Source organism: Clostridium punense (assembly GCF_017874425.1).
In the GTDB taxonomy this organism is placed as follows: domain Bacteria; phylum Bacillota; class Clostridia; order Clostridiales; family Clostridiaceae; genus Clostridium_J; species Clostridium_J punense.
This window is the reverse complement of record NZ_JAGGLL010000005.1, coordinates 23465-48123: the sequence shown is the minus strand read 5'-3', so window position 1 is coordinate 48123 and position 24659 is coordinate 23465. Positions and strand designations below refer to the sequence as shown.

The 24659-nt window shown below is 32.3% G+C and carries 21 protein-coding genes; 18 read left to right on the top strand and 3 right to left on the bottom strand.

The window, feature by feature from the left end; translation table 11 throughout:
- Window positions 1-784: 784 nt before the first annotated feature.
- From J2Z44_RS04420 to J2Z44_RS04380, 9 genes are all read left to right on the top strand, one after another.
- Window positions 785-1816, top strand: coding sequence for a D-alanine--D-alanine ligase family protein (locus J2Z44_RS04420; protein WP_209649367.1), 1032 nt, complete (start codon window positions 785-787; stop codon window positions 1814-1816).
- Between the two features lie 236 nt (window positions 1817-2052).
- Window positions 2053-2475: a YwiB family protein gene (locus tag J2Z44_RS04415; protein WP_021282250.1), complete on the top strand. Its 423-nt coding sequence runs from the start codon at window positions 2053-2055 to the stop codon at window positions 2473-2475.
- Between the two features lie 49 nt (window positions 2476-2524).
- On the top strand, window positions 2525-3448 hold the full coding sequence (locus tag J2Z44_RS04410) for a sigma-54 interaction domain-containing protein (RefSeq protein WP_021282249.1): 924 nt from the start codon (window positions 2525-2527) through the stop codon (window positions 3446-3448).
- Between the two features lie 418 nt (window positions 3449-3866).
- The gene (locus J2Z44_RS04405) at window positions 3867-5474 is read left to right on the top strand and encodes a CTP synthase (protein WP_021282248.1); all 1608 of its coding nucleotides are present in this window, start codon (window positions 3867-3869) and stop codon (window positions 5472-5474) included.
- 202 nt (window positions 5475-5676) lie between these two features.
- Window positions 5677-6372, top strand: a complete 696-nt coding sequence (locus tag J2Z44_RS04400; RefSeq protein WP_021282247.1) for a response regulator transcription factor — start codon at window positions 5677-5679, stop codon at window positions 6370-6372.
- Complete coding sequence (locus J2Z44_RS04395; protein ID WP_021282246.1) at window positions 6369-7742, top strand: sensor histidine kinase; 1374 nt, start codon at window positions 6369-6371, stop codon at window positions 7740-7742. The genes J2Z44_RS04400 and J2Z44_RS04395 overlap by 4 nt, the downstream gene beginning before the upstream one ends.
- Window positions 7743-8462: 720 nt before the next feature.
- Entirely contained in the window at window positions 8463-9959 is a 1497-nt protein-coding gene (rho, locus tag J2Z44_RS04390) for a transcription termination factor Rho (RefSeq protein WP_378109477.1), read from the top strand.
- 108 nt (window positions 9960-10067) lie between these two features.
- A complete protein-coding gene (locus tag J2Z44_RS04385) occupies window positions 10068-10457 on the top strand; it encodes a nucleotidyltransferase substrate binding protein (protein WP_021282244.1) in 390 nt (129 codons plus the stop codon).
- 2 nt (window positions 10458-10459) lie between these two features.
- Complete coding sequence (locus J2Z44_RS04380) at window positions 10460-10786, top strand: nucleotidyltransferase domain-containing protein (RefSeq protein WP_021282243.1); 327 nt, start codon at window positions 10460-10462, stop codon at window positions 10784-10786.
- 155 nt (window positions 10787-10941) lie between these two features.
- Here the strand turns inward: J2Z44_RS04380 and J2Z44_RS04375 are convergent, their stop codons facing one another.
- Complete coding sequence (locus J2Z44_RS04375) at window positions 10942-12783, bottom strand: urease accessory protein UreH domain-containing protein (RefSeq protein ID WP_021282242.1); 1842 nt, start codon at window positions 12781-12783, stop codon at window positions 10942-10944.
- Window positions 12784-12986: 203 nt separating this feature from the next.
- Between J2Z44_RS04375 and J2Z44_RS04370 the strand changes: the two genes are divergently transcribed.
- Window positions 12987-13679 carry a hypothetical protein gene (locus J2Z44_RS04370; protein ID WP_021282241.1) on the top strand — a complete coding sequence of 231 codons (693 nt, stop codon included), beginning with the start codon at window positions 12987-12989 and terminating at the stop codon, window positions 13677-13679.
- A gap of 200 nt (window positions 13680-13879) precedes the next feature.
- On the top strand, window positions 13880-16321 hold the full coding sequence (locus J2Z44_RS04365) for a heavy metal translocating P-type ATPase (protein ID WP_082206879.1): 2442 nt from the start codon (window positions 13880-13882) through the stop codon (window positions 16319-16321).
- A gap of 161 nt (window positions 16322-16482) precedes the next feature.
- Here J2Z44_RS04365 and J2Z44_RS04360 read toward each other — a convergent pair whose 3' ends face one another.
- Window positions 16483-16680 carry an alpha/beta-type small acid-soluble spore protein gene (locus J2Z44_RS04360; RefSeq protein WP_021282237.1) on the bottom strand — a complete coding sequence of 66 codons (198 nt, stop codon included), beginning with the start codon at window positions 16678-16680 and terminating at the stop codon, window positions 16483-16485.
- Window positions 16681-17004: 324 nt separating this feature from the next.
- Entirely contained in the window at window positions 17005-17217 is a 213-nt protein-coding gene (rpmE, locus tag J2Z44_RS04355; protein ID WP_021282236.1) for a 50S ribosomal protein L31, read from the bottom strand.
- 422 nt (window positions 17218-17639) lie between these two features.
- Between rpmE and J2Z44_RS04350 the strand changes: the two genes are divergently transcribed.
- The 7 genes from J2Z44_RS04350 to J2Z44_RS04320 all read left to right on the top strand — a co-directional run bounded on the left by J2Z44_RS04350 (window position 17640) and on the right by J2Z44_RS04320 (window position 24532).
- Window positions 17640-18251, top strand: coding sequence for a thymidine kinase (locus J2Z44_RS04350; RefSeq protein ID WP_209649366.1), 612 nt, complete (start codon window positions 17640-17642; stop codon window positions 18249-18251).
- Between the two features lie 89 nt (window positions 18252-18340).
- Window positions 18341-19339 (top strand): DUF1385 domain-containing protein, encoded by a 999-nt coding sequence (locus J2Z44_RS04345; protein ID WP_031271051.1) that lies wholly within the window; start codon window positions 18341-18343, stop codon window positions 19337-19339.
- Between the two features lie 52 nt (window positions 19340-19391).
- Window positions 19392-20243: a peptide chain release factor N(5)-glutamine methyltransferase gene (gene prmC / locus J2Z44_RS04340; RefSeq protein WP_021282233.1), complete on the top strand. Its 852-nt coding sequence runs from the start codon at window positions 19392-19394 to the stop codon at window positions 20241-20243.
- Window positions 20244-20497: 254 nt separating this feature from the next.
- A complete protein-coding gene (gene prfA, locus J2Z44_RS04335; protein ID WP_021282232.1) occupies window positions 20498-21580 on the top strand; it encodes a peptide chain release factor 1 in 1083 nt (360 codons plus the stop codon).
- Window positions 21581-21688: 108 nt separating this feature from the next.
- Window positions 21689-22261 (top strand): hypothetical protein, encoded by a 573-nt coding sequence (locus tag J2Z44_RS04330; protein ID WP_021282231.1) that lies wholly within the window; start codon window positions 21689-21691, stop codon window positions 22259-22261.
- A 165-nt stretch (window positions 22262-22426) separates the two neighbouring features.
- A complete protein-coding gene (locus tag J2Z44_RS04325; RefSeq protein ID WP_021282230.1) occupies window positions 22427-23155 on the top strand; it encodes a ZIP family metal transporter in 729 nt (242 codons plus the stop codon).
- A 327-nt stretch (window positions 23156-23482) separates the two neighbouring features.
- Window positions 23483-24532: an L-threonylcarbamoyladenylate synthase gene (locus tag J2Z44_RS04320; RefSeq protein ID WP_209649365.1), complete on the top strand. Its 1050-nt coding sequence runs from the start codon at window positions 23483-23485 to the stop codon at window positions 24530-24532.
- The last annotated feature ends 127 nt before the right edge of the window (window positions 24533-24659 follow it).

Genomic DNA, 24659 nt, shown 5'->3' with positions numbered 1-24659 from the left:
GAAAAAATTGTAGATAATACTGAGGATAACAATATAGTAATAAAATTTAAAATTGGGGAAATATTAAAAGATATAATTAATTAAAATAGATATAAGCTTTTAGAAGATAGTTAGTTGCATTCGTGTACTAAAAGTATTAATGAAACTAAGTAAATAGCTAATCGAATTGAAGGAGGTTTTCTCCTTCGATTATGATTATAAGTAAAGATAAGAGAACCTCCCCCAATATAATCTCCTTTCTCTTATCTTTGCTTTAATAATGATAAGCAGTAGAGCATTTATCTAATAGGATTCAATTTATGAAATATAAGTATTAAAGGTCAGCAAAGAAGAAAATTACTTTGCTGACCTTTAAGCATCTTCGAAAATAAACAAGTCAATATGCTTGTTTATTTTACGTTATAATGCATTAACAGGTTCCTTGTCTGCGCAAGCTTGCTTGTGAACACAAGCTTGCTTGTGAATGCAAAATATACTTCATATTTTTCACTTAATATTTATTTTCAGGAACCTAATTTTCGTAAAATTTAAACTTTAAGCTAAATCATAAAAACTTCATTTTAAAGGTTGAAGAAATAAGAAGATAGGCATAGAATTATTTAAGAGTAAGGAATAAAGAAAATCAGTAGAAGTTTTTTTTGAAGGTTGTTGTTTAAGCTTTAAATCTATCTGGTGATTAGTGTAATAACCCTATTTAATATAGGTTTAAAGTTAAGATATGTTTCACAAGAGAATACTATATTGAATAAATTGTTAATATAAATTATTGTTAGGAGAGATAACTATGAAGAAAAATGTAGCTATATTATTTGGAGGGCAGTCTACAGAGCATGAGGTTTCTAGAGTGTCAGCTACATCAGTTTTAAATCATATAAACAATGAAAAGTATAATATTTACCCAATAGGAATCACAAAAGAAGGTAAGTGGTTTTTATACAAGGGAGAATATGAAAATATTGCCAGCGGACAATGGGAACAGGATAATGAAAATAAAGTTTCTAATGGGTTAGAAGTTCTTGTAGATAAAAAAGTTGAAGTTGTATTTCCTGTACTTCATGGAATGTATGGAGAAGATGGTACAATTCAAGGGTTATGTAAGTTAATGAATATCCCTTGTGTAGGCCCTTCTGTAATGAGTTCAGCAGTATGTATGGATAAAATTTATACTAAGTACTTATTAGAACATGGAAACATTAAGCAAGCTAAATATGTAGTAGTTACAACCTTTGATTATAAAAAGGATAGCAGCGTTTTTGTTAAGGCCATAGAAGAAAATTTAGGATATCCTTGCTTTGTTAAACCAGCAAACAGTGGATCTTCAGTAGGAATTACTAAGGCTCATAACAGAGAAGAGCTTGTTAAAGGATTAGAATTAGCGCTAAACCATGACAGAAAGGTTTTGGTTGAAGAGGGATTAAATGCTAGGGAGATAGAAGTATCTGTGTTAGGAAATGATGACCCTAAGGCCTCTATTCCAGGAGAGATTATTCCGGCTAAGGAATTCTATGATTATGAAGCAAAGTATCAAAATGCAGCTTCTAAGCTTTTAATTCCAGCAGCATTGCCAGAGGAAAAGTTAAGTATTATAAGAGATTTAGCAGTTAAGATTTATAAAAAGCTAGATTGTTCAGGAATGGCTAGAGTAGACTTTTTAGTGGATAAGGACACAGAGGAAGTTTACTTAAACGAAGTTAACACAATTCCAGGCTTCACAAGTATTAGCATGTACCCTAAAATGTGGGAAGCAACGGGACTTTCTTATCCAGCTTTAATTGATGAGCTTATTGAATTAGCTATAGAAAGAAATAATAGTTAGGATTAATAACCAAGCTATGAAATTAAAGGAATTTCATAGCTTGGTTATTTAAGTTTTATAGGAAAAATGATATTATTTAATAGAGGAATGAAAAGTGAGACTTAATATCTTATAAGTGAATACTGAGAGGTTCATTTAAGTTTTCTAAGAGAAGTTAGTTGTTTGATAATTCTATGTAAAATATAAATTAAGGCATCTTCAAATGCCTAATCTAAAGAATTTAAGAGGAGTTAAATATGAAGAATAACGCAGTTATAAAAGTGGCAAGCATTCAAAATCATGAAGAAGATGAAAAGATTGAAGTTGTAAGTATAGGAACCTTCTGCAAAGAAGAGGAAGTTTTTGTGGCAACCTATGAGGAGTCAGAACTTTCTGGTATGGGAGACACTACAACTATATTTAAAATTGGTAAGGATTATTTTAACTTAATCCGTGAAGGTGAAATTAATACTGTGATGGAGTTTAAGAGAGGCCATAGTACCTCCATTTTATATAATACACCTCAAGGTGGGTTAGCATTACAGGTGAAAACAAGAAGTCTAAAAATTGATATAAATGATTTAGGTGGAACTGTAGACCTTGAGTATGATATTTTTGTTGATGGCAAGCAAAGTATTAATACAAAGCTTATAGCTATTATTGATGTAAAGCAAAACTAAAGTAAAAATTGTTTATTATATAAAGGGTTAAAACTTGGGGGCAAAATTTATGTATACTTTTGATGATATTGTTGGAGATAGTAAAAGTATAAAAAGAGTTAAGGAATTGGGTAAGAAGGCTTGCAATACCACCTCACCAGTTCTTATATATGGAGATACAGGCACTGGGAAAGAACTTGTTGTACAAGCTATTCATGAAGGTTCTTCAAGAAGAAATAAAAGCTTTATACCGCAAAACTGTGCAGCTATACCAGAAAATCTTCTGGAGAGTATTTTCTTTGGGGTGTCAAAAGGAAGTTTCACAGGAGCTGAATCAAAGCTAGGCTTATTTGAACTTGCTGATGGTGGAACATTATATTTAGATGAGCTTAACTCTATGCCTATAAACTTTCAAGGGAAGTTACTAAGGGTACTGCAAGATGGAGAGATTAGAAGAGTTGGGGATACTGTTAGTAAAAAAGTAGATGTAAGGATTGTTGCATCTTTAAATGAAAATCCAGAGGAGCTTGTAGGTGGTGAGAAGCTTAGAAGAGATTTGTACTATAGGCTCAATGTGCTTAGAATTGATTTGCCTCAGCTTAATGAAAGAAAAGAGGATATTCCTAAGCTAGTTAGTCATTTTATTGAAAAGTTTAATAACAGGTTTAATAAAATAATTACTGGTATTAAAGAAGATGCTTTAAAGGCCCTAATAGCTCATGACTATGAAGGAAACGTTAGAGAACTTGAACATATCCTAGAGGGTGCTTTTAATTTAAGAAATGAAGGCTATATTGAGCTAGAGGATTTATGTCTAAGAATGGACACGGGAAGCTTCATGTGTTGGTCCTTGAAAGATAAATTAGAATATTATGAGAAGAAATATATTAAAGAGGCAGTAATAATGTCAGGTTATAATATTTCTAAAGCAGCTAAAATTCTAGATATACCAAGGCAAACTCTTCAGTATAAAATTAAAAAATATGAAATATAAAATTTTATAAGGACACCTATGGACTTTTCTAGGAAAATATACTTTTCGTGACACAAAAAAGTTTTAAGGTAACAAAGGGAGTGACTTGGTATAAGATGAATCCAACCATTGTACTCTTATAATATGAGGGCTGTATTGTGAAAAGCTTTGTTGAGGAACAGAGAATATTGCAATGCAGCTTTTTTAATCAGGTTCAAATGAATTTTAAAAGAATTTACTTATTAAAAAAAGCAAAAAAATAAAACAAAAAACACTAGCATAAACAAAAAATATATGATAGTATAATATTTGTTTTTAAATACAGATATTCCATTTTATTTTATAGGGTAATTTTTATTATAATAGGGAATGGCGACTAAGTCAATAGTATTTTTAAATAAATTTAAAATTTCATATAGGAACTTAAGGAGGAATTTTTGTGAGCACTAAATATGTTTTTGTCACTGGTGGAGTTGTTTCATCTTTAGGAAAAGGGATTACTGCGGCTTCTTTAGGAAGATTACTTAAAAATAGAGGATTAAAGGTTTCAATTCAAAAATTTGACCCATATCTCAATGTGGACCCAGGTACTATGAGTCCTTATCAGCATGGGGAGGTTTTTGTAACGGATGATGGTGCAGAAACAGATTTGGATCTTGGTCATTATGAAAGATTTATTGATGAAAATTTAAGTAAAAACAGTAATGTGACTACAGGGAAAGTCTATTGGTCAGTGATTTCCAAAGAAAGAAGAGGAGATTATTTAGGGGGAACTGTTCAGGTAATTCCGCATATCACAAATGAGCTTAAAGATCGAGTTTATAGGGTGGCAAAAGAGAAAAATGTAGATGTAGTTATCACAGAAATTGGTGGAACTGTAGGGGACATTGAGTCTTTACCATTTCTAGAGGCTATAAGACAAATAAAATATGAAGTTGGAAGAGAAAATGTCTGCTTCATTCATGTGACCTTAGTTCCATACCTTGGCAAAGCAGGTGAATTAAAGACAAAGCCTACTCAACACTCTGTTAAAGAGTTAAGAAGTATAGGGATTCAGCCTGATATTATAGTTTGTAGAAGTGAAAAAGAAATTCCTATGGATTTAAGAAATAAGATTGGACTGTTTTGTAATATTGATGGAAGAGCAGTAATTCAAAATTTGGATGCGGAAAATTTATATGAAGTTCCTTTAATGCTTCACCATGAGGGTTTAGATACTTTAGTCTGTGAAAAGTTAAATTTAGACTGCAGAGCAATAGATAATACTGCTTGGATTGAAATGGTAAATAAGCTTAAAAGTCTAAAAGAAAATGTAAGTATTGCTTTAGTTGGTAAGTATGTAGAACTTCATGATGCCTACATATCAGTGGTTGAAGCCTTGAGTCATGGAGGTCTTAACTGTGATTCAAATGTTCACATTAAATGGATTAATGCAGAAGAGGTAACTAGAGAAAATGTTGAAGGTCTTTTAGGAGAAGTAGACGGCATATTAGTTCCAGGAGGCTTTGGGGATAGAGGAGTAGAAGGAAAAATTGAGGCTATTAGGTACTCAAGAGAAAACAAAGTGCCTTTTTTAGGAATATGCCTTGGAATGCAATGTGCAGTAATTGAGTATGCAAGAAATGTATTAGGTTATAAGGATGCTAACAGTGCTGAGCTTGTGCCGGAAACTACATATCCTGTAATTGACTTGATGCCTGACCAAAAGGATGTGGATGAAAAAGGTGGAACCATGAGACTTGGTTTATATGCTTGCAGATTATCTAAGGATACTAAGGCCTTTGATGCATATGGTGAAGAAGTAATATATGAAAGACATAGACATAGATATGAGTTTAATAATGAATATAGAGAAGAATTAATAAATGCAGGGTTAGTGCTTAGTGGAACTAGTCCAGATAAAAGATTAGTTGAAATTGTTGAGCTTAAGAATCACCCTTGGTTTGTAGCTTCTCAATTCCACCCAGAACTAAAATCTAGACCAAATAACCCTCACCCATTATTTAGTGAGTTTGTGAAAGCTTCTTTAGAAAATAAAAATAAATAAGCTTTAAAAGCCTAAGGTTGAAGAATAGTAAATTTTCACTTTTATTCTTTAACTTTAGGTTATTTAGTTTTATAACCAAATAACTAAGAAGAGTGTTTTTAAAAAACTTTGTGAATAATAATAGTAGTTTACATATAATATCCATAAAATTATGATAACATTAAATTTATTTAAGCTATAGGATTACATGAGGTGATGATTTATGAGCAAGAAAAAAATTTTAGCCGTAGATGATGAAGTTAAAATTCTAGAAATAGTTAAGGCTTATTTAGAACATGAAGGCTATGAGGTTATTACTGCTACCGATGGTAAAGGAGCCATAAGTAGGCTTTCGGAAGAGGATTTTTCTCTAGCAGTACTGGATTTAATGCTTCCAGATATGACAGGTGAGGAAATTTGTAGGCTTATTAGAAAGAAATCAGATATGCCAATAATAATGCTTACTGCAAAGGTGGATGAGAGTAGTATTATAAATGGTCTTAACATAGGAAGTGATGACTATGTAACAAAACCCTTTAGTCCTAAGCAACTAGTTGCTAGAGTTAATGCTCTAATAAGAAGGTATGAAAGCAAGTTTTCAACAGAGAATATTTTAACTTACAATGAAGAGCTTTTTATAGATTTAGACAACCTAGAAGTTAAAAAAGGAGATAAAATATTAACTTTAACTGCCACGGAATTTAAAATTTTAACTCTTCTTGCGAAAAATCCTAAAAGAGTGTTCAGTAGGGAGGATTTGATTAGCCATGTGCTAGGAGAGGATTTTGAAGGCTTCGATAGAACCATTGATTCTCATATAAAAAATCTAAGACAAAAGGTTGAGGATAATACGAGAAAGCCTAAATATATCATAACAGTTCACGGCTTTGGATATAAATTTGGTGGTGAAGTGCAGTGATAAAGCTGAGAGGAAAACTCATAACTTCTAATATTATAGTATCTTTAATAAGTATTATTTTAGTTGGAGCTCTATCTATGAATCTATTGGAGAGTAACTATAAAAAGCTGGTGCAACAAAACATTGAAGATAAAACTGAGGCTATTGTGCAAAATTTAGAAAACCAATATAAAGGTGGGAGCTTTAATGTTTATGCCGTTGAAAATATAGGAATAGATGCAATGAATAATGGACTTATAATAGAAGTTTTAAACAATGAGAAAGATGTAATATGGGATGCTATGAAATTTAATCATGGTATGTGCCAAAACATACTGCAAAATGTAAGCAATAACACAAGGCGAAATTCAAGTGCTCCAATAAAGTATGTAACAAAGACTTTTGACTTAACTGTAAACAATGAAAAGCATGGAGTAGTTAATATAAGTTATTATGGTCCTTTTTACTATAAAGATAATGATCTAGTTTACTTAAAAAGTTTAAGAAATGCTATGATTTTTGTGGCTATTGTTGCTTTGATTTTATCTATAACTATTGGACTTCTTATATCCACAAAAATAAGCAGCATGATTTCTAAGGTAGTTACCTCTACAGCTATGATCTCAAAGGGGAATTATAATATGATAAGTAATGACTCAGATATTGAGGAGATGAATACTCTTGTGGATTCTGTAAATAATTTATCTTCTTCTTTAAGAAAACAAGAGTATCTCCGCAAGGTTCTTACAAAGGATATGTCACATGAGCTAAGAACACCTTTAACTACCTTGCAGGGGAATTTAGAGGGAATGATTGACGGCATATGGGAGCCTACATCGGAAAGGCTTCAAAGTTGTAATGATGAGGTTATTAGATTGTATAGACTAGTAGGAGATTTAGAAAATCTTGCAAGGATTGAAGAGGAAGAAGTTATTCTTAGCAATAGTGAAATAAATATAGGAGATTTAATTTCTAGCATATTAAGTAATTTTGAGAAACAATTTCTAGATAAAAATATAAAAGTTCAGTATAAGCCTAAGGACATTTTTATTCATGGAGATAAGGATAAGCTAAGTCAAGCCCTTATAAACATTGTATCTAATAGTGAAAAGTACACCCTAGAAGGTGGCGAAGTTTATTTGAGTATTTCTCAGGAGAAGAATAAAGTGGTTATAAAGGTGAGAGATACGGGGATAGGTATTGATAAGGAGCATTTACCTTATATTTTTGAAAGGTTCTATAGAGCAGACGAGTCAAGGGCTAGAGCTACAGGGGGATCTGGCATTGGCCTTGCAATAACTAAATCCATAATTGAGGCTCATAAAGGAAGCATTGAGGTTAATAGCAAGATAAATGAAGGTACAGAGTTTATTGTTTACCTTCCTAAGTAATTAAGGCATTTTCAAAAAATAAATAAGTCAGTATGCTCGGCTATTTTGTGTTATACTGCGTCAACAGAACCTTTAGATAGCCTACTATCTGCAGAACCTGTTTCCTTGTCTAACTCAAAATATCCTTCACATCTTTGACTTGTTATTTATTTTCAAATGCCTAAAGTGAAAGTAAAGGCGCCTTACATGCTTTTGCTTTCACTCTTTTAAATTATCATAAATAAAAATATAAAAGTTACTAGTTTTTTAATTTTATTTAGTGTATATTTATAGGTATAAAATTATTTAAGGACTTCTTCTGTTTTTTTACTTTCATTTGAATTTTCTTCATTTTAAAATAAATTAGATATGTATACAAAGACTTGTAAAATTAATGGTTAATATAATAAAAGATGGTAATAATTTATTTATGCATATTTTTAGAAATTCCACTATAAGGCATCTTCAAAAAATAAATAAGTCAATCTGCTCGTCTATTTTGTGATATACTGCGTCAACAGAACCCTTTGATAGCCCCACTATCTGCGGAACCTGTTTCCTTGTCGGCACAAGCTTGCTTGTGAACGCAAAATAGCCGTCACATCTTGAACTTGTTATTTATTTTTAGATGCCTAAATACAAATTAAATTAATCCCAACATGAATTTATAATTATATATAGTTTTATATGGTCTTTAGGTATTTGGAGGTGTAATACTTGACTAATAAAGAGTTAGATAATATGAATCTTAGTGAACTGAGAGAAGTTGCTAAGAATCTTGGTATAAAAAACATTGCTAAGTTTAAAAAGGCAGAACTTGCTGAGGAAATAAAAAGGGTTTCTCCTGTTGCCATTGAGAAAGAAGGGGTAATTTTAAGAGAAAAAATTAGTCCTAAAACTGATTTTAAGGAATCTAGGGAAGTTGATTCGGACAAGGGTCGTGAAGAAAGCTTTTTCGGTAACAACAGTAGAGATAACAATACTTTCACTGAAAGCACTAGGGATGAAGATTTAGCTACTCCTTCTGAGGATTTTGGGAAGGTGGAAGCTATAGAAGAAAAAGAAGAGAGCTTTGAGGAAAGAAGAGAAAAGCTAAAAGAATTAATTAGTGAATCAAACTCTGCTAAAGGTGTTTTAGAAATTAGTGATAATAGTAACTTTGGTCTTTTAAGAAGTAATAATTACTTAAGTGGAGATGATGATATTTATGTTTCCTTATCTCAAATTAGAAGATTTAACCTAAAGGTTGGAGATGAAGTTCAAGGTAAGGTAAGAATTCCAAAAGAAGGAGAGAAGTATAAGGCACTTTTATATGTGGAAAAGGTTAATGGAGAGAATCCTGATAAAGCCATAAGAAGAGTACCTTTTGAAAAGCTAACTCCAATATATCCACAAGAGAAAATAAAGCTTGAAACTAATCCAGAGGATTTATCTTCAAGACTTATGGATATAATATCTCCAATTGGAAAAGGACAAAGAGGTGTTATTGTAGCACCACCTAAAGCAGGTAAAACAAGCATTTTAAAGAAAATAGCTCAAAGCATAACTAAAAATAATCCAGAGGTAAAGCTTATTGTACTTCTAATTGATGAAAGACCAGAAGAAGTTACTGATATGCAAAGATCTATTGATGGAGATGTAATTTATTCTACTTTCGATGAAGAACCAGAACATCACGCTAAGGTTGCTTACATGGTTTTAGAAAGAGCTAAAAGATGTGTAGAGCAGGGTCAGGATGTGGTTATATTATTAGATAGTATAACAAGGCTAGCAAGAGCTTATAACTTAACTATTACTAGAACAGGAAGAACCCTATCAGGGGGACTTGATACTGGAGCTCTTCTAATGCCTAAAAAGTTTTTTGGAGCAGCTAGAAACGTTGAAGAAGGCGGAAGCTTAACAATTCTTGCCACTGCTTTAGTTGAAACAGGAAGCAGAATGGATGATATGATTTTTGAGGAGTTTAAGGGTACTGGCAACATGGAAGTGCACTTAGATAGAATTCTTCAGGAAAGAAGAATATTCCCTGCAATAGATATCTATAAATCTGGTACTCGTAGAGAGGACTTATTATTAAGTAAAACAGAGCTAGAGGTTACTTATAACATAAGAAAACTTATGTATAATGAGGGAAACACTGCAGCAGTTACAGAAAAGTTACTAAGTGTTTTATCAAAAACAAAAACTAATAAGGACTTCTTTGATATTTTAAGTAAGAGCCCGGAACTACTTAAGTAATGTAAGTATAGGATAATAAAGGTAGTACTAGTTCGCTCTATAGGATTTTTCCAAGAATCTATCACTGGTGGAGAGTATAGTTAAATTGGTTAAAAGTAGGTGTTATGTATGAATCAAGATATACGTTGGAAGCAAAGACTTTCAAACTTCAAAAAAGCAACAACTCAATTAACTGAGTTTATAGAAAAAGATAGTCTTAATAAATTTGAAGTACAAGGATTAATTCAATGCTTTGAGTACACTTTTGAATTAGCATGGAAAACAATGAAGGATTACTTAGAATTTGAAGGTTACGAAGTGAAAAGTCCGAGAGCTACCATTCAAACGGCTTTCCAAATTGAATTGCTTACTGATGGACATATATGGATTGATGCCTTAGAAAAAAGGAATTTAATGGCACATACCTATGATGAGGAAGTTGCAAAGCAAGCAGAGCAATTAATAAAAATAAGTTATTATCCAGTAATTAAAGAGTTGTTAGGCAAATTAGAGGGATAACAATGGATTTTGGATTAAAAGAATTTGATTTAAGTTATATAATAAAAAAAGTAAGTGAGTTTAATGAGATCGAAAAAGCTGTTATTTTTGGTTCGAGGGCTAAAGGAAACTATAAAGCTGGTTCTGATATTGATATAGCTATTATGGGAGATAAGGTAAATTTTGATGTTATGTCAAAATTACATTCCTTACTAGAAGATCGAGGACCTTTACCATATTTATTTGATATAATAGATTATACGCATTTAAATCATGATGAGCTAAAGGCCCATATTGATAGAGTGGGGAAGGTAATCTATGAAAAAACAGTTAGCAACGAGAAAGAATAAATTAAATATCTTTAACTTAAAATAAATATTTAAGACTAAAAAGAAATACCCAATAAGTAGTGTAAAAATACTACTTATTGGGTATTTCTTCATAGAATTTCAAGTGAAAAGTTAGACCAAGGTTAACCAATATTGGAGAAAGTGTAATTTATTCTCTAATAAATGTATTCTGTTCTAAGTTGTTCTAAATCTGCCTTATTTACATCATCTACAACTTGGAAGAACAATACTAGCTGATCTTTATTTAAAATTAAGTAAGTACCGGGATTTTGGAATAGTTTTTCAAACTCACCTTTTGAATTAGTTATTTTAAAGGAAGTTACTTTATTATAACCAACATCTAATATAGTATATTCTCCATCAGGAGAGTCCATTTTGCTTAAATCAAAATCAATTTTTGCATTGATACCTTTGTTTAGCACTACCATTAGTGGCTCGAAATCTGCCCCTACTCCTTTGACGGTTAGACTTTGTATATCTCCAGAAACTGTAGCTTTTTTTATAAGTCTTTCAGTTGGAACCTGAGATATATTTGTTCCGTAAATTGTAGGTTCTTGAGCAGCTGTGCCACTAGCAGCACCTCCACCGCAACATCCAGCAGCATTAGAAGATGGAGCAGCGTTTTGAGCAGCTGATATATCAGACTGACTTATGGTATCTAAATTGTCAACAACCTTTATTAAACCTCTAATCATTCCCATCCAACAACTATAGTTAATATCTTCATTACCAGGAGTAAATTCTATAACAGTTTCTCCTTTAGATAGCTTTTGTCTTTTATTCATGGATGGTATAACAATTTCGTTATTACAAGAAGTTATAGTCTTTCCTTCTACTATTAATTTTGCGGGAACTCCCTTTTGAACAAAGACTACATTAGGATTATACCCGCTAGCATCAGCAGTAATCCTTACTTCTTGCACTCCATTAACAACTTTTGCCTTATTTTCTTCTGTAATTTGTACATTTGCTGAAGTGGTTTTTGAACTTAAAAGAGCCATAGGAGATAGGTTAATTCCTAAAAGAGTAAGTCCTCGATTAGACATAACAATACCAAGGACCACTACTATTATTCCGCTAAGTTTCATTAATTTTTTAGTGTTATTTTGGTTCATAAGATTAGCTACTAATCCGAAGCCAAGCATTAGTGGAACTGTTCCTATAGAAAATATAAACATGGATAAGGCACCTTTTATAGGGCTTCCTGTAGCTAAGGCATAGAGCTGCATGGTTTGAAGAGGACCACAAGGCATAAAGCCGTTAAGTAAACCTACAACAAAGGGGGTAGATCCCTTTCCTTTACTATTGCATTTTGACCAAGGTAACTTTATAGCAAGTCCTCTAAAGGTTGAAAAACCAGCCATGTTAAAGCCCATAATTACCATGAAGATACCTGCAATTATTGCAATAGAAGCTTGAGTTGTAAGAGTTAAGGAGAATACAGAACCCAAGGCTCCAACGATACCCCCTAAAACTGTATAAGAAATTACTCTGCCTAGATTATACATTAAGGAAGGTTTTATAGAATCAACCTTGCTCTTAGCAATGGTGGTAATACTTTGAGACATCATTATACCGCCGCACATTCCAACACAGTGCAAGGAAGTAAGTAACCCTACAACAAATAGCATGAAATAGGTAGTATTTGCTCCTAGTTTAGAGCTCATATCAAAGGCACCAGAGTTTTGGCTTAGCCTTATAATTATAAAGGCAATTAGAACAACTCCAATAATTGATAAGTATTCTGAAGGTTTATCTGAAGATTTATTATCCTTTGCTAAGTCAGACTCAATAGAGTAGCCGGCTTTTTCGATTGCTGAGCATATTTTAGCATAAGAGCAAGCTGAATCATCGAATTTTACAAAAACTGAAGATTTCTTATAGCTGGCTTTAACTTCTAAAATTCCCGTTAGTTCATTGATTTCATCTGTGATTAAGGCTTCACAGGAAGTACACACCATATTTCCTACCTTAATATTTATAGTTTTTATTGACAAATCTCTCACCTCTCATATAAAAATTAATAAGTACCTTGAATTTAGTTAATAATAATATACATAAATTTTATGTAGATTTTATGTAAAGATGAAGAAAAAAATCTTTTAAATTATCAATTTATCCATAAAAAATTCATAAATTCATGATAAGCTATATTCATAGACACCCCCCGAGGGGGTAGGGAGATTAGGAGGATACATTTATGTTAAAAACCAAAGCAGTTGTTATAAGTACTATAATTTTAGGGGTTGCACTTACTGCAACAGGTTGTGGAAATAAAGGAAATGTAGATGAAACAAAGGTTAAGGCATCAGAGTCTTTTGTAAATATAATAAAAGAAAATAAGAAGGAAATAGGTTTTCATGCAGAATTATCTCACTGGGGACTTAAGCTTCCTACAGGAGAAAAGTTCGAATGGACTAAAGATACTTCAGCCAATGAAATAGATTTTGCTATGGTAGTTCCTGCAGACCAATTTACAAAAGCTGGAGTAGATGTTACTAAAATTGATTCAAAGGAGCTTGTATTTAAGCCAGCAGCCAATGAGGGGGGGATGGAGACCCCAAACTTATTAATTAAACCTTACAACTTAAATGATAAGAAACAAAACTCAAATGGAGCTGAAGATGCCTTTAAAAGATTACTAAAGGTTCAAGAAGTGCCAGTAAGCTATGATGCAAACTCCAAGAGTTATGCCTTAAACTTAGCAGAAGGTTACAGAGTTAACTGGACTGAGAAGTTAGGTGAAAATCCTTCAGATATTATATTTACTTTAAAGGCAGAGCCTTTAATTAAAGCAGGTCTTGATATAAATAAAATTTCTGGAGAAGGATGGGCGTATAGTAAGGAGAATAATACCTTAGTGAAAGAGTTTAAGGTATCTGAAAATAAGTAATAAGTGAAAGCGGTGAAAGATATTTTCACAGAGGCATTGTAAAATAAATAGCAAAAGATACAAGTTCCTTAGAGCGGTAGAACTATCTAGGGAACTTGTTGATGCAGTATAACACAAAATAGACAAGGATGCTGATTTGCTTATTTGTGAGGATGTCTAAGTTATAAGGCTTTGAATTGCAAATGAAAGGAGATTTTAAAATGGAAAGTAAGATGCTTAAAATACAAGGCATGACTTGTGCAGCTTGTGCTAAGGCTGTAGAGCGTGCTTCTAAAAAGGTAGATGGAGTTAATGAGGCAAGCGTAAATTTAGCAACAGAAAAACTTACAGTGACCTTTGATGAAAGTAAAACAAACTTGGATGCTATAAGTGCAGCTATAACAAAGGCTGGATACACTGCATCTGTAGAAACCACCACAGCAACCATTAAAGTTGGAGGAATGACTTGAGCCTCTTGTGCTAAGGCTGTGGAGTCAGCTGTAAGGAAATTAGATGGAGTGGTTGAAGGAAATGTAAACTTAGCAACAGAAAAGCTTACCGTAACCTATGAGCCTTCAAAGCTTAGAATTTCTGATATTAAGGCTGCTGTAGTGAAAGCAGGATATAAAGCAAGTGAAGAAGAAACTACAGTAGATAAGGATAAGGAAAATAAGGAGAGAGAGATTAAAAATTTATGGAAGAGATTTTTAGTTTCTGCAGCCTTTACTCTACCTCTTCTTTATATATCTATGGCACATATGTTAGGCTATATGCTGCCAGAGTTTTTTGACCCAATGAAAAACCCAATTAACTTTGCTATGTCGCAGTTAATTTTGGTTATACCTGTAATGATTGCGGGCTGGAAATTTTTTAAGGTTGGTTTAAAATCATTAATAATGAGAAGTCCTAATATGGATTCTTTAATTTCTATTGGAACTTGGGCTGCTTTTTTATTTGGATTATTTGCTATATATCAAATTTTAAATGGCAACGTAGATTATGCCTATGAGCTGTATTTTGAATCAGGAGCTACTATATTAACCCTAATTACTTTGGGTAAATATTTAGAGTCTGTAACTAAAGGCAAAACTTCTGAGGCTATCAAAAAACTAATGGGTCTTGCACCAAAGACTGCTACTATAGTTAGAGATGGAAAAGAAGTAGAAATTTCTATAGATGATGTAGAAGTTGGAGATATAATTCTTGTAAAGCCAGGGGAAAAGTTACCTGTAGATGGAGAAGTAGTAGAAGGAAATACTTCTATTGATGAATCTATGCTTACGGGAGAGAGTATGCCAGTTGAGAAAACTATAGGCTCTAAGGTTATTGGAGCAAGTATTAACAAGAATGGGTCTATAAAGTATAAAGCTACAAAAGTTGGTAAGGACACAGCTCTTGCACAGATTATAAAACTTGTTGAGGATGCTCAAGGGTCTAAGGCACCAATTGCAAAGATGGCAGATATAATTTCAGGATATTTTGTACCAACAGTTATTACTATTGCAATTCTTTCAGCTCTAGCATGGGCTATTGCTGGTGAAACTCCAGTATTTGTTCTTACTATATTTATTTCAGTTTTAGTAATTGCTTGTCCTTGTGCTCTTGGTCTTGCAACACCTACAGCTATAATGGTGGGTACTGGTAAGGGCGCAGAGCATGGAGTGCTAATTAAAAGTGGTGAAGCCTTAGAAACTGCACATAAAATTAAAACAGTGGTATTTGATAAGACAGGGACTATTACTGAAGGTAAACCAAAGGTAACAGATATAGTTGTAAATAATATATCAAAAGAAGAATTACTTCAAATTACTGCTAGTGCAGAAAAAGGTTCGGAGCATCCTCTAGGAGAAGCTATTGTTAAGCATGCAGAAGAAAGTGGTATTGAATTTAAGAAAACTACTAACTTTAAAGCTATCTCTGGTAAGGGAATCGAAGTTACTATCGACGAAAAAAATATTTTATTAGGAAATAAGAAGCTAATGGTGGAAAGTGAAATTTCTATTGAAGCTTTAGAGGAAGAATCAAATAGATTAGCTACTGAAGGAAAAACTCCAATGTATGTAGCCGTTGATAAAGAACTTAAGGGAATTATTGCGGTGGCAGATACAGTAAAAGAAAGCAGTAAAAAAGCTATTGAAAAGCTTCACTCCATGGGAATAGAAGTTGCTATGCTTACTGGAGATAATAAAAGAACAGCAGATGCTATTGCAAAACAAGTTGGAATTGATGTGGCCATATCTGAAGTACTACCTCAAGATAAAGCAAATGAGGTTAAAAAACTTCAAAGCCAAGGTAAAAAAGTGGCTATGGTTGGAGATGGAATTAATGATGCACCAGCTCTTGCCCAAGCAGACATCGGAATTGCAATTGGATCGGGTACAGATGTAGCTATGGAATCAGCAGACATAGTGCTTATGAGAAGTGACCTAATGGATGTACCAACAGCAATTCAGCTAAGTAAAAAGACAATTTCAAACATTAAACAAAACTTATTCTGGGCTTTTGGGTACAATACTTTGGGAATACCAGTGGCTATGGGAATACTTTATGCCCTTGGAGGACCATTATTAAATCCAATGATTGCAGCCCTTGCTATGAGTTTTAGCTCAGTATCAGTACTATTAAATGCTTTAAGATTAAAAACCTTTAAGCCTATGGCATAGGGAAATATTGTTGATAGGAAAATCCGTTTGTTGTGGAACTTTCCAGTAAAAAGTTTTTAAAAGTGAGAAATAAGAGGTTTAAGAAAATTATTTTTAATAAAATAGGAAAAGCTGTAGGAAAAGGTCTTCCTGCAGCTTTTTCTTTTAGTTATAAATTGTGATTATAAATTTCTTTCGTAAGATTCTACCATTCTTTTAACCATTTGTCCGCCTACTGATCCTGCTTCTCTTGAAGTTAGGTCTCCATTGTAGCCTTCTTTTAAGTTAACTCCCACTTCTTTAGCAGCTTCCATTTTAAATCTGTTTAAACCTTCTTTTGCTTCTGGAACTAATGCTCTGTTATTACTGTTATTTGCCATTGGGAATTCCTCCTTTTGATATAAACCATAAAGTTTATAAGATTAATTAATCAATAGTCATTAATTAATAACTCTTAATTAATGATTATCAACTAAGTGTTATTATTGTGTGCTGATTCAAATTAATTAACCTATTAAATTAGAGGAAATTGAGAAATATATTGCCTTAATTAGAATTTTTAGGATTATAAAGTGAAAATTTACCTTATGCACCCATGAAGTATTAAGGGTGCCAAGAGTGATTCAAGTAAGGTTAAGGTCTTAGTTTTTATTATATTGCAAATGCAAAAAAGGAGAAGTTTCCTTCTCCTTATTAAAGTCTAATTATTCTTCGTTTTTAAGATTAAATTTCTTCATGAACTTATCAACTCTTCCACCAGCATCAACAACTTTTTGCTTACCAGTGAAGAATGGATGACATTTAGAACAAATTTCTACTTTTAACTCACCTTTAACAGAACCAGTTGTAAAAGTGTTTCCGCATGCACACTTAACTACTGTTTCATGGCTATAATTTGGATGTAATCCTTCTTGCATATCTTTCACCTCTTTCGAAATTACATATATACCCGTATTGTCAACTTCTAAATTATAGCACAAGGTCCTATATTGGTCAACATAAACCTCACTATTTATTGCGGAAAATTGTGAATTTCAGTGTAAAAATAAATAGTTTACACATGATTAGCTATAAGTAGTAGATTATGGATAAAATTTTTCATAAATAAAATCACATAGAAGCTGTGAATAGTTGAAGTATAATTTCAAGATAGGATTTATATAGGATTCTAAGTTGGGAATTTTGCCTATTTATCTTTAAAGTCTTTAAGAGGATGAAGGTAAATTAGCACATAAGAAAGGAATGACTTTGGTTATCTATATATAAATATAATTTGATAAACCAAAAGATTTCTTATAAAATATACATATATTATATCTTGAAGCTATGGAGGATTAACATGAGTAAATTATATTTTAGATATGGTGCAATGAATTGTGGGAAATCAACAAACCTTTTACAGGTGGCACATAATTATGAAGAGAGAGGTATGAAGATTTTAATTATAAAGCCAAAGACAGATACTAAAGGTGGAAATAAGGTAGTTTCAAGGTTAGGGGTTACACGACAGGTTGATTTGCTTTTAGATGGTGAGGAAAATGTACTTGAAAAGGTATCTCAATATATAAAAGAAAATGGAAATATTGACTGCATATTAGGAGATGAAGTGCAGTTTTTTAAAAAACATCAAATAGATGAGTTATTTGAAATTGCAGTAACTTTAAATATACCAACAATATGCTATGGTCTTAGAACAGACTTTCAAATGAATGGCTTTGAAGGAAGTGAAAGACTACTATTATTGGCTCACAGCCTAGAGGAGCTTAAAACCATTTGTAAATGTGGTAAGAAAGCTTTATTAAATGGAAGGCTAATAAATGGAAAGTTTGTTTTTGAAGGCGAGCAAATTGCTATAGACAAGGAAGATAATGTGGAGTATGAAGCCTTATGCCCAAAATGCTTCTTTTTATATAAAGAGCAGTATGAGAAGGGGAGAAACAAGGATGAATAATATAAGTTTCATCATGGAAACCTATATAGTCATAGTAAAGTAGAGTTGAATCTAGTTTGTTTAAAGGAGATAGAAAGGTAGGTGTACACATGAGTAAGAAGGTCTCTGTGGGAGGTCAGGCGGTTATAGAAGGTGTAATGATGAGAGGTTCAAAGGGGTTGGCTACTGCTGTAAGGCTACCTGATGGAACAATAGAAATAAAAAAAGAAAACTATGAAAGTTTTTCAAAAAGAAATAAAATTTTTTCCTTGCCAATAATAAGAGGATTTATATCCTTAATTGAATCTCTAATTATTGGAATGAAGAGTTTAGAGTTTTCAGCTTCCTTTTTTGATGATGAAGAAGAGGAGCCTTCGAAATTTGATAGTTGGTTTAAAAATACCTTTAAAGAAAAGAGCAATGATGTAATAATGGGGATTTCTCTAGTGGTATCTCTTGCATTTGCAGCTCTCCTGTTTTTTATATTGCCTACAGTACTTACTAGTTTTGTTAAGAGTAATATAACAAAAAATACTATTATATTAAATGTAATTGAAGGAATAATAAGGGTTGCAGTATTTTTATTATATATTTACCTTGTAGGTAAAATGGAGGACATTAAAAGAGTGTATCAATATCATGGTGCAGAACATAAGACTATTTTCTGTTATGAGGCTGGAGAAGAATTGACTCCAGAGAATGCTAAGAAGTTTAGTAGATTTCACCCAAGATGTGGAACAAATTTTTTGTTTTTGGTCATGGTTATTAGCATTATTATATTTTCCTTTACAGGATGGCAGTCTGTAGGGCAAAGAATACTATGGAGACTGTTACTTTTACCTATAGTTTCAGGGGTTACTTATGAGGTAATTAGGTGGCTAGGAAAGAGTAATAATTCCTTCGCTAGCTTTGTTGCAGCACCTGGGTTAAAACTCCAAGGAATAACGACTAAAGAACCTGATTTATCAATGCTTGAAGTGGCAATAGCTTCCTTAAAGGCTGCAGAAGGTATAGAGGATAATATTACTGAGGAGGATAAGGGCAATAGTGCTACGGATGAAGAGAACCTAATGAATATAAAGGCTGGTAGTGAGGCAATAAATATATAAAATTATAATACTTGAATAGTGAATAATTTCGTTTGGAAAGAGGATAAAGTACATGAATATAGCACAGCTATTAACTAAGGGATATGAACTACTTAAAGAAGAAGATATTGACAGCTATATGATTGATGCACAACTACTTCTTTGTAAGGTTTTAAATGTGGAAAAGTTGTTTATAATGATGAATAGAAACTTAGAAGTGGATGGAGAAAAGGAAGAGGAATTTTTAAAGCTTATAAACCTTAGAAAAAGCAAGATGCCTATAAAATATATATTAGGTTTTAGTGAGTTTATGGGTTTAGAATTTAAAGTTAAAGAAGGGGTTTTAATTCCAAGACCTGATACTGAGATATTAGTTGAGGAAGCCATCAGCATAATTAAGGAAAAGAGTTTTGAAAAAGTTTGTGATTTATGTTGTGGCAGTGGAGCTATAGGAATTTCTATTGCTCACTATACTAAAAATACAAAGGTTTATCTTTATGATATTAGTGAAACAGCCTTAGAAGTTACAGAGGAAAATATAAAAGGATTAGGAGTTCAGCATAAGGCGCAAGTCTATAAAAGTGACCTTTTTAGTAAAGCTGTTGAGGAAAATCACACCTTCCAGATAGTTGTGTCAAACCCACCTTATATTAGGACGGAAGTGATTCCAACTCTTATGGAGGATGTGAAAAATTTTGAACCCTATATTGCCCTTTGGGGTGGAGATGATGGGTTAGATTTTTACAGGACTATAACTTTTCAGAGTAAAAAAGTATTAGAAAAGGGCGGATACTTAGCTTTTGAGATTGGACATGATCAAAATATGCAGGTAGAAGAGATTTTAAGAAATGAGGGATTTATCAATGTGTACTCCTTAAAAGATTTAGCAGGTAATTACAGAGTGGTCATAGGAAATTTACCATAAAGCTTTTTCGAAAATATATAAGCAGTATATTTGTTTATTTTGACTTGTTATCTATTTTGAAATGGCTAAAAATTTTTATTATAAAATTGAAAATTGATATTTTTATGGTATAATGATATGATGTGAAAAACTATGACATGAAGATGAAATTTATATTTAATCTTTGAAGTCTTTTTAGGAACTAGGTGAACTTAGTATAGTGAGTATTAAAGTTAGTTCCATAGAATACAAATTTAAATACGGAGTGATAAGTTATGTTAGATAGATTACATTTTTTAGAAAATAAGTATGATGAATTGTCCAATAAAATAAGTGATCCTACTGTAATGGCTAACCAAAAGGAATGGCAAAAATTATGTAAGGAACATGCTGACCTTGAAGTAATCGTGACAAAATATAGAGAATACAAAGAGGCAGAAACAGACCTTGAGGCTAACAAGGAAATGCTTAATGAAGAATCAGATAGAGATATGAGAGAAATGATTCAAGAGGAAATCAAATCTTTAACTGAAACTTGTGAAACTTGTCAAGAAGAGTTAAGAATTCTTCTTTTACCTAAGGATCCAAATGATGATAAGAACGTGTTCATAGAAATAAGAGGAGGAGCAGGTGGAGATGAAGCAGCTCTATTTGCTGCAAACTTATTTAGAATGTACACAAGATATGCTGAGCGTAACAGATGGAAAGTTGAGGTTATGAGTGCTAATGAAACTGATATTGGTGGTTTCAAGGAAGTGGTATTCATGGTTAAGGGAGATAGAGCTTACAGTAAGTTAAAATATGAAAGTGGAGTTCATAGAGTTCAAAGAGTTCCAGACACAGAATCAAGCGGAAGAATTCATACATCTACAGCTACAGTTGCAGTGCTTCCAGAGGTAGATGATGTTGAAATCGAGATTGGTGCAAATGATATAAGAACAGATGTATTTAGAGCTTCAGGAAACGGTGGACAGTGCGTTAACACTACTGACTCAGCGGTTAGATTAACTCACTTACCAACTGGACTTGTGGTTTCTTGCCAAGATGAAAAGTCACAACTTAAAAACAAGGAAAAGGCTATGAAAATCTTAAAAGCAAGACTTTTTGAAGCTGCAGAAGCAGAAAGACTTGCTGGAATTGCTGAAGACAGAAAGAGTCAGGTTGGTACAGGAGACAGAAGTGAAAGAATTAGAACTTATAACTATCCTCAAGGAAGGGTAACAGATCATAGAATAGGGGTTACTTTATATAAACTTGATGCTTTTCTTGATGGAGACATCGATGAAATGCTAAATGCACTAATAACTACAGACCAAGCTGAAAAAATGAAGGCTATGGGAAACAGTAGTGAGTTCTAAAATAAGGCTTTCTTAGATTATGTTTTAATTGGAATCTGAGTTAAGGCAGCATAAAAACTTACAAAGATATGCTATATATTTACTAATTTATAATTTGGAAGGTGTTTTATGGATATCGATAAAGTCCTAAGAAAGCAAAAAAAATCTTATAAAAGGTTTATGCTATCAATGGGCTTTATTTTTGTGCTTTTGCCCATTGTGCTACAACTAAGTGGAAATTTTAATATGTTTTTTATATTTTACCTAGTGCTTATTGAAACTTTAATCATTTTTTCTATGGTTATTAGACATAATGAGGAATACCTAGTATATAAATTAGAGGGAACTAGGCTTACTATTATAGTTGGTGCTAGAAAACGTAGATATAATATTTCTACAGAAAAGGTGGCCATAGTCCACACCATAAAAAATGAAAAGATTTTTGATTTAATGATTGTAACAAAATCAAGGTTTAGAAATAAAAGGTTGGGCCACTTGGATTTTAGAGTGTTAGAGAAGTACCCAGAGGTAGAGAAGGTTTATAATAAAGTTAAAATGCCTGAAGAAGGGCCATACTTTTTTTTCATAATAAGAAAGGGTGGAATGAGGAAGTATCTTTTATTAAACTTATTGTATAAGTATTCTTCTAATGCTATTTTTACTGAAAGTGCAGTGGAGAGAATTAAAGAAACTAGAAATTAGAATAAACCTACAGATGGAGAAATAAATTGTTAGTATAGGGAAGGAAATTAAAATTAGCTTATAAATTTAATTACTTTACCCCTTAAGGCTTTTAGAAATAAATATATATAATTATAGACTTAAGCCTTTATTAACTGTTTTATTTTATATTTGTGGGGGGATAATATGAATAGCACCATTTTGACTATAGGGATTTTTTCGGCTATAGTTTCACTAATCGGTACACTGCTTGGAGCTCTTATAGGGGTAACTATTAAAAAACCTACTAGAAAGCTCCTAGGAAGTATTTTAGGAATTGCTTCTGGAATAATGATTTCTATAATATTTCTAGAACTTATTCCGGAGTCTATTCACAAAACTAACTTCTTAACTACTTTTATTGCTATATTAATCGGAATTGTTGTAATAGGCTTTACAGATTACTTAAGCAAAGATAAAAAGTGGGCAAAGGATAGTCATAGGAAAGTAGCTTTTCTCATGGCTTTAGGTCTTATGCTACATAATTTTCCTGAAGGAATTATTATGGGTTTTGGCTTTGTAAAAGAAGCTAATTTAGGCATTAAAATGAGTCTTTTAATTTCTATTCATGATATGCCAGAGGGTATAGCAATAGCAGCACCTCTTATTGCCTCAGGGGTTAAGGGGTCAAAAATCCTATGGTATGCCTTTTTAGTTGCTCTTCCTACTGCCATTGGTGCGTGGATAGGTATATTAATTGGTGCTATATCTCAAGTTTTTCTAGGATATTGTATAGCCTTTGCTAGTGGTGTTATGCTTTATGTAGTTTTTGGACAAATGATACCAGAAAGCAATGAGCTTTGCAGCAGTTATAGAAATGCAATTACCATACTAATTGGTATTATTTTTGGTTTTGTTATGATAAATGTAATATAAGATTAAAAACTTTTTATAGGTAGATAAAGTTAATAATCATAGTGAATGAGAACTTATATTAAGTTTTTTAGGATTTATGAAGGAATAAAGTAAATAATCTTCTACAAGATCTAATGGACTAAGGTAAGAAGAGCGTTTATGTATGAAGCTATATTTGATACTATAAGGCACTTTTAAAAAATAAATAAGTCAGTATGTTTATCAATTTTGATTTGTTATTTATTTTTAAATGCCTAAGGCTTTCAAGAGGAGTAAATAAAAATTCATCTTGAAAGCCTATATTTTAATAATATTTTTTATTAATAATTAGTTTTTGAGGTGTTAAAAATGAAAACAAAAGTTGCCATACTAAATGAACAAAGTTTAGACAAAAATATAATATTAGAAGCAGCGGAGATTATTAAAAGGGGAGGAGTAGTTGCTTTCCCAACAGAAACTGTTTACGGTCTAGGAGCTAATGCTTTAGATGAAGAGGCAGTTAAAAAGATTTTTATTGCTAAGGGAAGGCCGCAGGACAATCCTTTAATTATTCATGTGGGGGATTTTAATATAAGCCCTTATGTTAAAGAAGTCCCTAAAGTTGCAAAGGAAATAATGAATAAGTTTTGGCCAGGTCCTATTACACTTATCTTTGAAAAAAGTGATAAGGTTCCAATGATAACTAGTGCTAATCTTTCAACCATCGGAGTTAGAATGCCTGATAATAATATTGCAAGAGAACTTATTTTAGCAGCAAATACCACTATAGCGGCTCCATCAGCTAATATCTCAGGAAGACCTAGTCCAACAGATGTGGATAGTTGCATTGAGGATTTAAGTGGTAAGATTGATTACATACTAGGTGGGGAAAATAGTGAAGTAGGGTTAGAGTCAACCATAGTAGATTGTACTGTTAATCCTATTTGTATATTAAGACCAGGTGCCATTACGCTAGAAATGTTAAAGGAAATAGATGAGAATGTTTATGTGGATCCAGCGGTATTAAATAAACCTACAGAGGATTTTAAACCTAAGGCTCCAGGAATGAAGTATAGACATTATGCACCAAAAGCACCAGTAAAAATTGTTAGTGGAGATATAGAAAAAACTATTGCAAAAATCAATGAAATAGTGTTAAATTATATAGAACGTGGCAAAAGGGTTGGGGTTATTGCTACTGATGAAACTAAAAACAGCTATAACAGTGATATAGTAGTTTCTTTAGGAAGTAGAGAAAACCTTTATGAAATAGGCCAAAACTTATTTAAAGTTCTTAGAAGCTTTGATACTATGGATGTTGATATAATATTATGTGAAGCTTTTAATGAACAGGGTGTTGGAGCAGCTATAATGAATAGGCTGAAAAAAAGTGCTGGTTTTGATATTATAGAAGCTTAACAGGATGAAAAATTACAATTAGCTATTGTAAATTTTCATGCTACTTCTAAATACCTAGTATAAATGTTTATACATATTGTTGTTAACTATAATTTGTTATCTAATCATCAATATAAATTATATAGAA

What these genes read in the sequence shown, in the direction of transcription:
- rho (WP_378109477.1), top strand. Translation starts at nt 8,463, where the DNA reads ATGAATCTTAGTGAACTGAGAGAAGTTGCTAAGAATCTTGGTATAAAA.
- J2Z44_RS04415 (WP_021282250.1), top strand. Translation starts at nt 2,053, where the DNA reads ATGAAGAATAACGCAGTTATAAAAGTGGCAAGCATTCAAAATCATGAA.
- J2Z44_RS04370 (WP_021282241.1), top strand. Translation starts at nt 12,987, where the DNA reads ATGTTAAAAACCAAAGCAGTTGTTATAAGTACTATAATTTTAGGGGTT.
- J2Z44_RS04320 (WP_209649365.1), top strand. Translation starts at nt 23,483, where the DNA reads ATGAAAACAAAAGTTGCCATACTAAATGAACAAAGTTTAGACAAAAAT.
- prfA (WP_021282232.1), top strand. Translation starts at nt 20,498, where the DNA reads ATGTTAGATAGATTACATTTTTTAGAAAATAAGTATGATGAATTGTCC.
- J2Z44_RS04330 (WP_021282231.1), top strand. Translation starts at nt 21,689, where the DNA reads ATGGATATCGATAAAGTCCTAAGAAAGCAAAAAAAATCTTATAAAAGG.
- J2Z44_RS04410 (WP_021282249.1), top strand. Translation starts at nt 2,525, where the DNA reads ATGTATACTTTTGATGATATTGTTGGAGATAGTAAAAGTATAAAAAGA.
- J2Z44_RS04400 (WP_021282247.1), top strand. Translation starts at nt 5,677, where the DNA reads ATGAGCAAGAAAAAAATTTTAGCCGTAGATGATGAAGTTAAAATTCTA.
- J2Z44_RS04325 (WP_021282230.1), top strand. Translation starts at nt 22,427, where the DNA reads ATGAATAGCACCATTTTGACTATAGGGATTTTTTCGGCTATAGTTTCA.
- J2Z44_RS04345 (WP_031271051.1), top strand. Translation starts at nt 18,341, where the DNA reads ATGAGTAAGAAGGTCTCTGTGGGAGGTCAGGCGGTTATAGAAGGTGTA.
- J2Z44_RS04350 (WP_209649366.1), top strand. Translation starts at nt 17,640, where the DNA reads ATGAGTAAATTATATTTTAGATATGGTGCAATGAATTGTGGGAAATCA.
- J2Z44_RS04360 (WP_021282237.1), bottom strand. Translation starts at nt 16,680, where the DNA reads ATGGCAAATAACAGTAATAACAGAGCATTAGTTCCAGAAGCAAAAGAA.
- J2Z44_RS04380 (WP_021282243.1), top strand. Translation starts at nt 10,460, where the DNA reads ATGGATTTTGGATTAAAAGAATTTGATTTAAGTTATATAATAAAAAAA.
- J2Z44_RS04385 (WP_021282244.1), top strand. Translation starts at nt 10,068, where the DNA reads ATGAATCAAGATATACGTTGGAAGCAAAGACTTTCAAACTTCAAAAAA.
- J2Z44_RS04420 (WP_209649367.1), top strand. Translation starts at nt 785, where the DNA reads ATGAAGAAAAATGTAGCTATATTATTTGGAGGGCAGTCTACAGAGCAT.
- prmC (WP_021282233.1), top strand. Translation starts at nt 19,392, where the DNA reads ATGAATATAGCACAGCTATTAACTAAGGGATATGAACTACTTAAAGAA.
- rpmE (WP_021282236.1), bottom strand. Translation starts at nt 17,217, where the DNA reads ATGCAAGAAGGATTACATCCAAATTATAGCCATGAAACAGTAGTTAAG.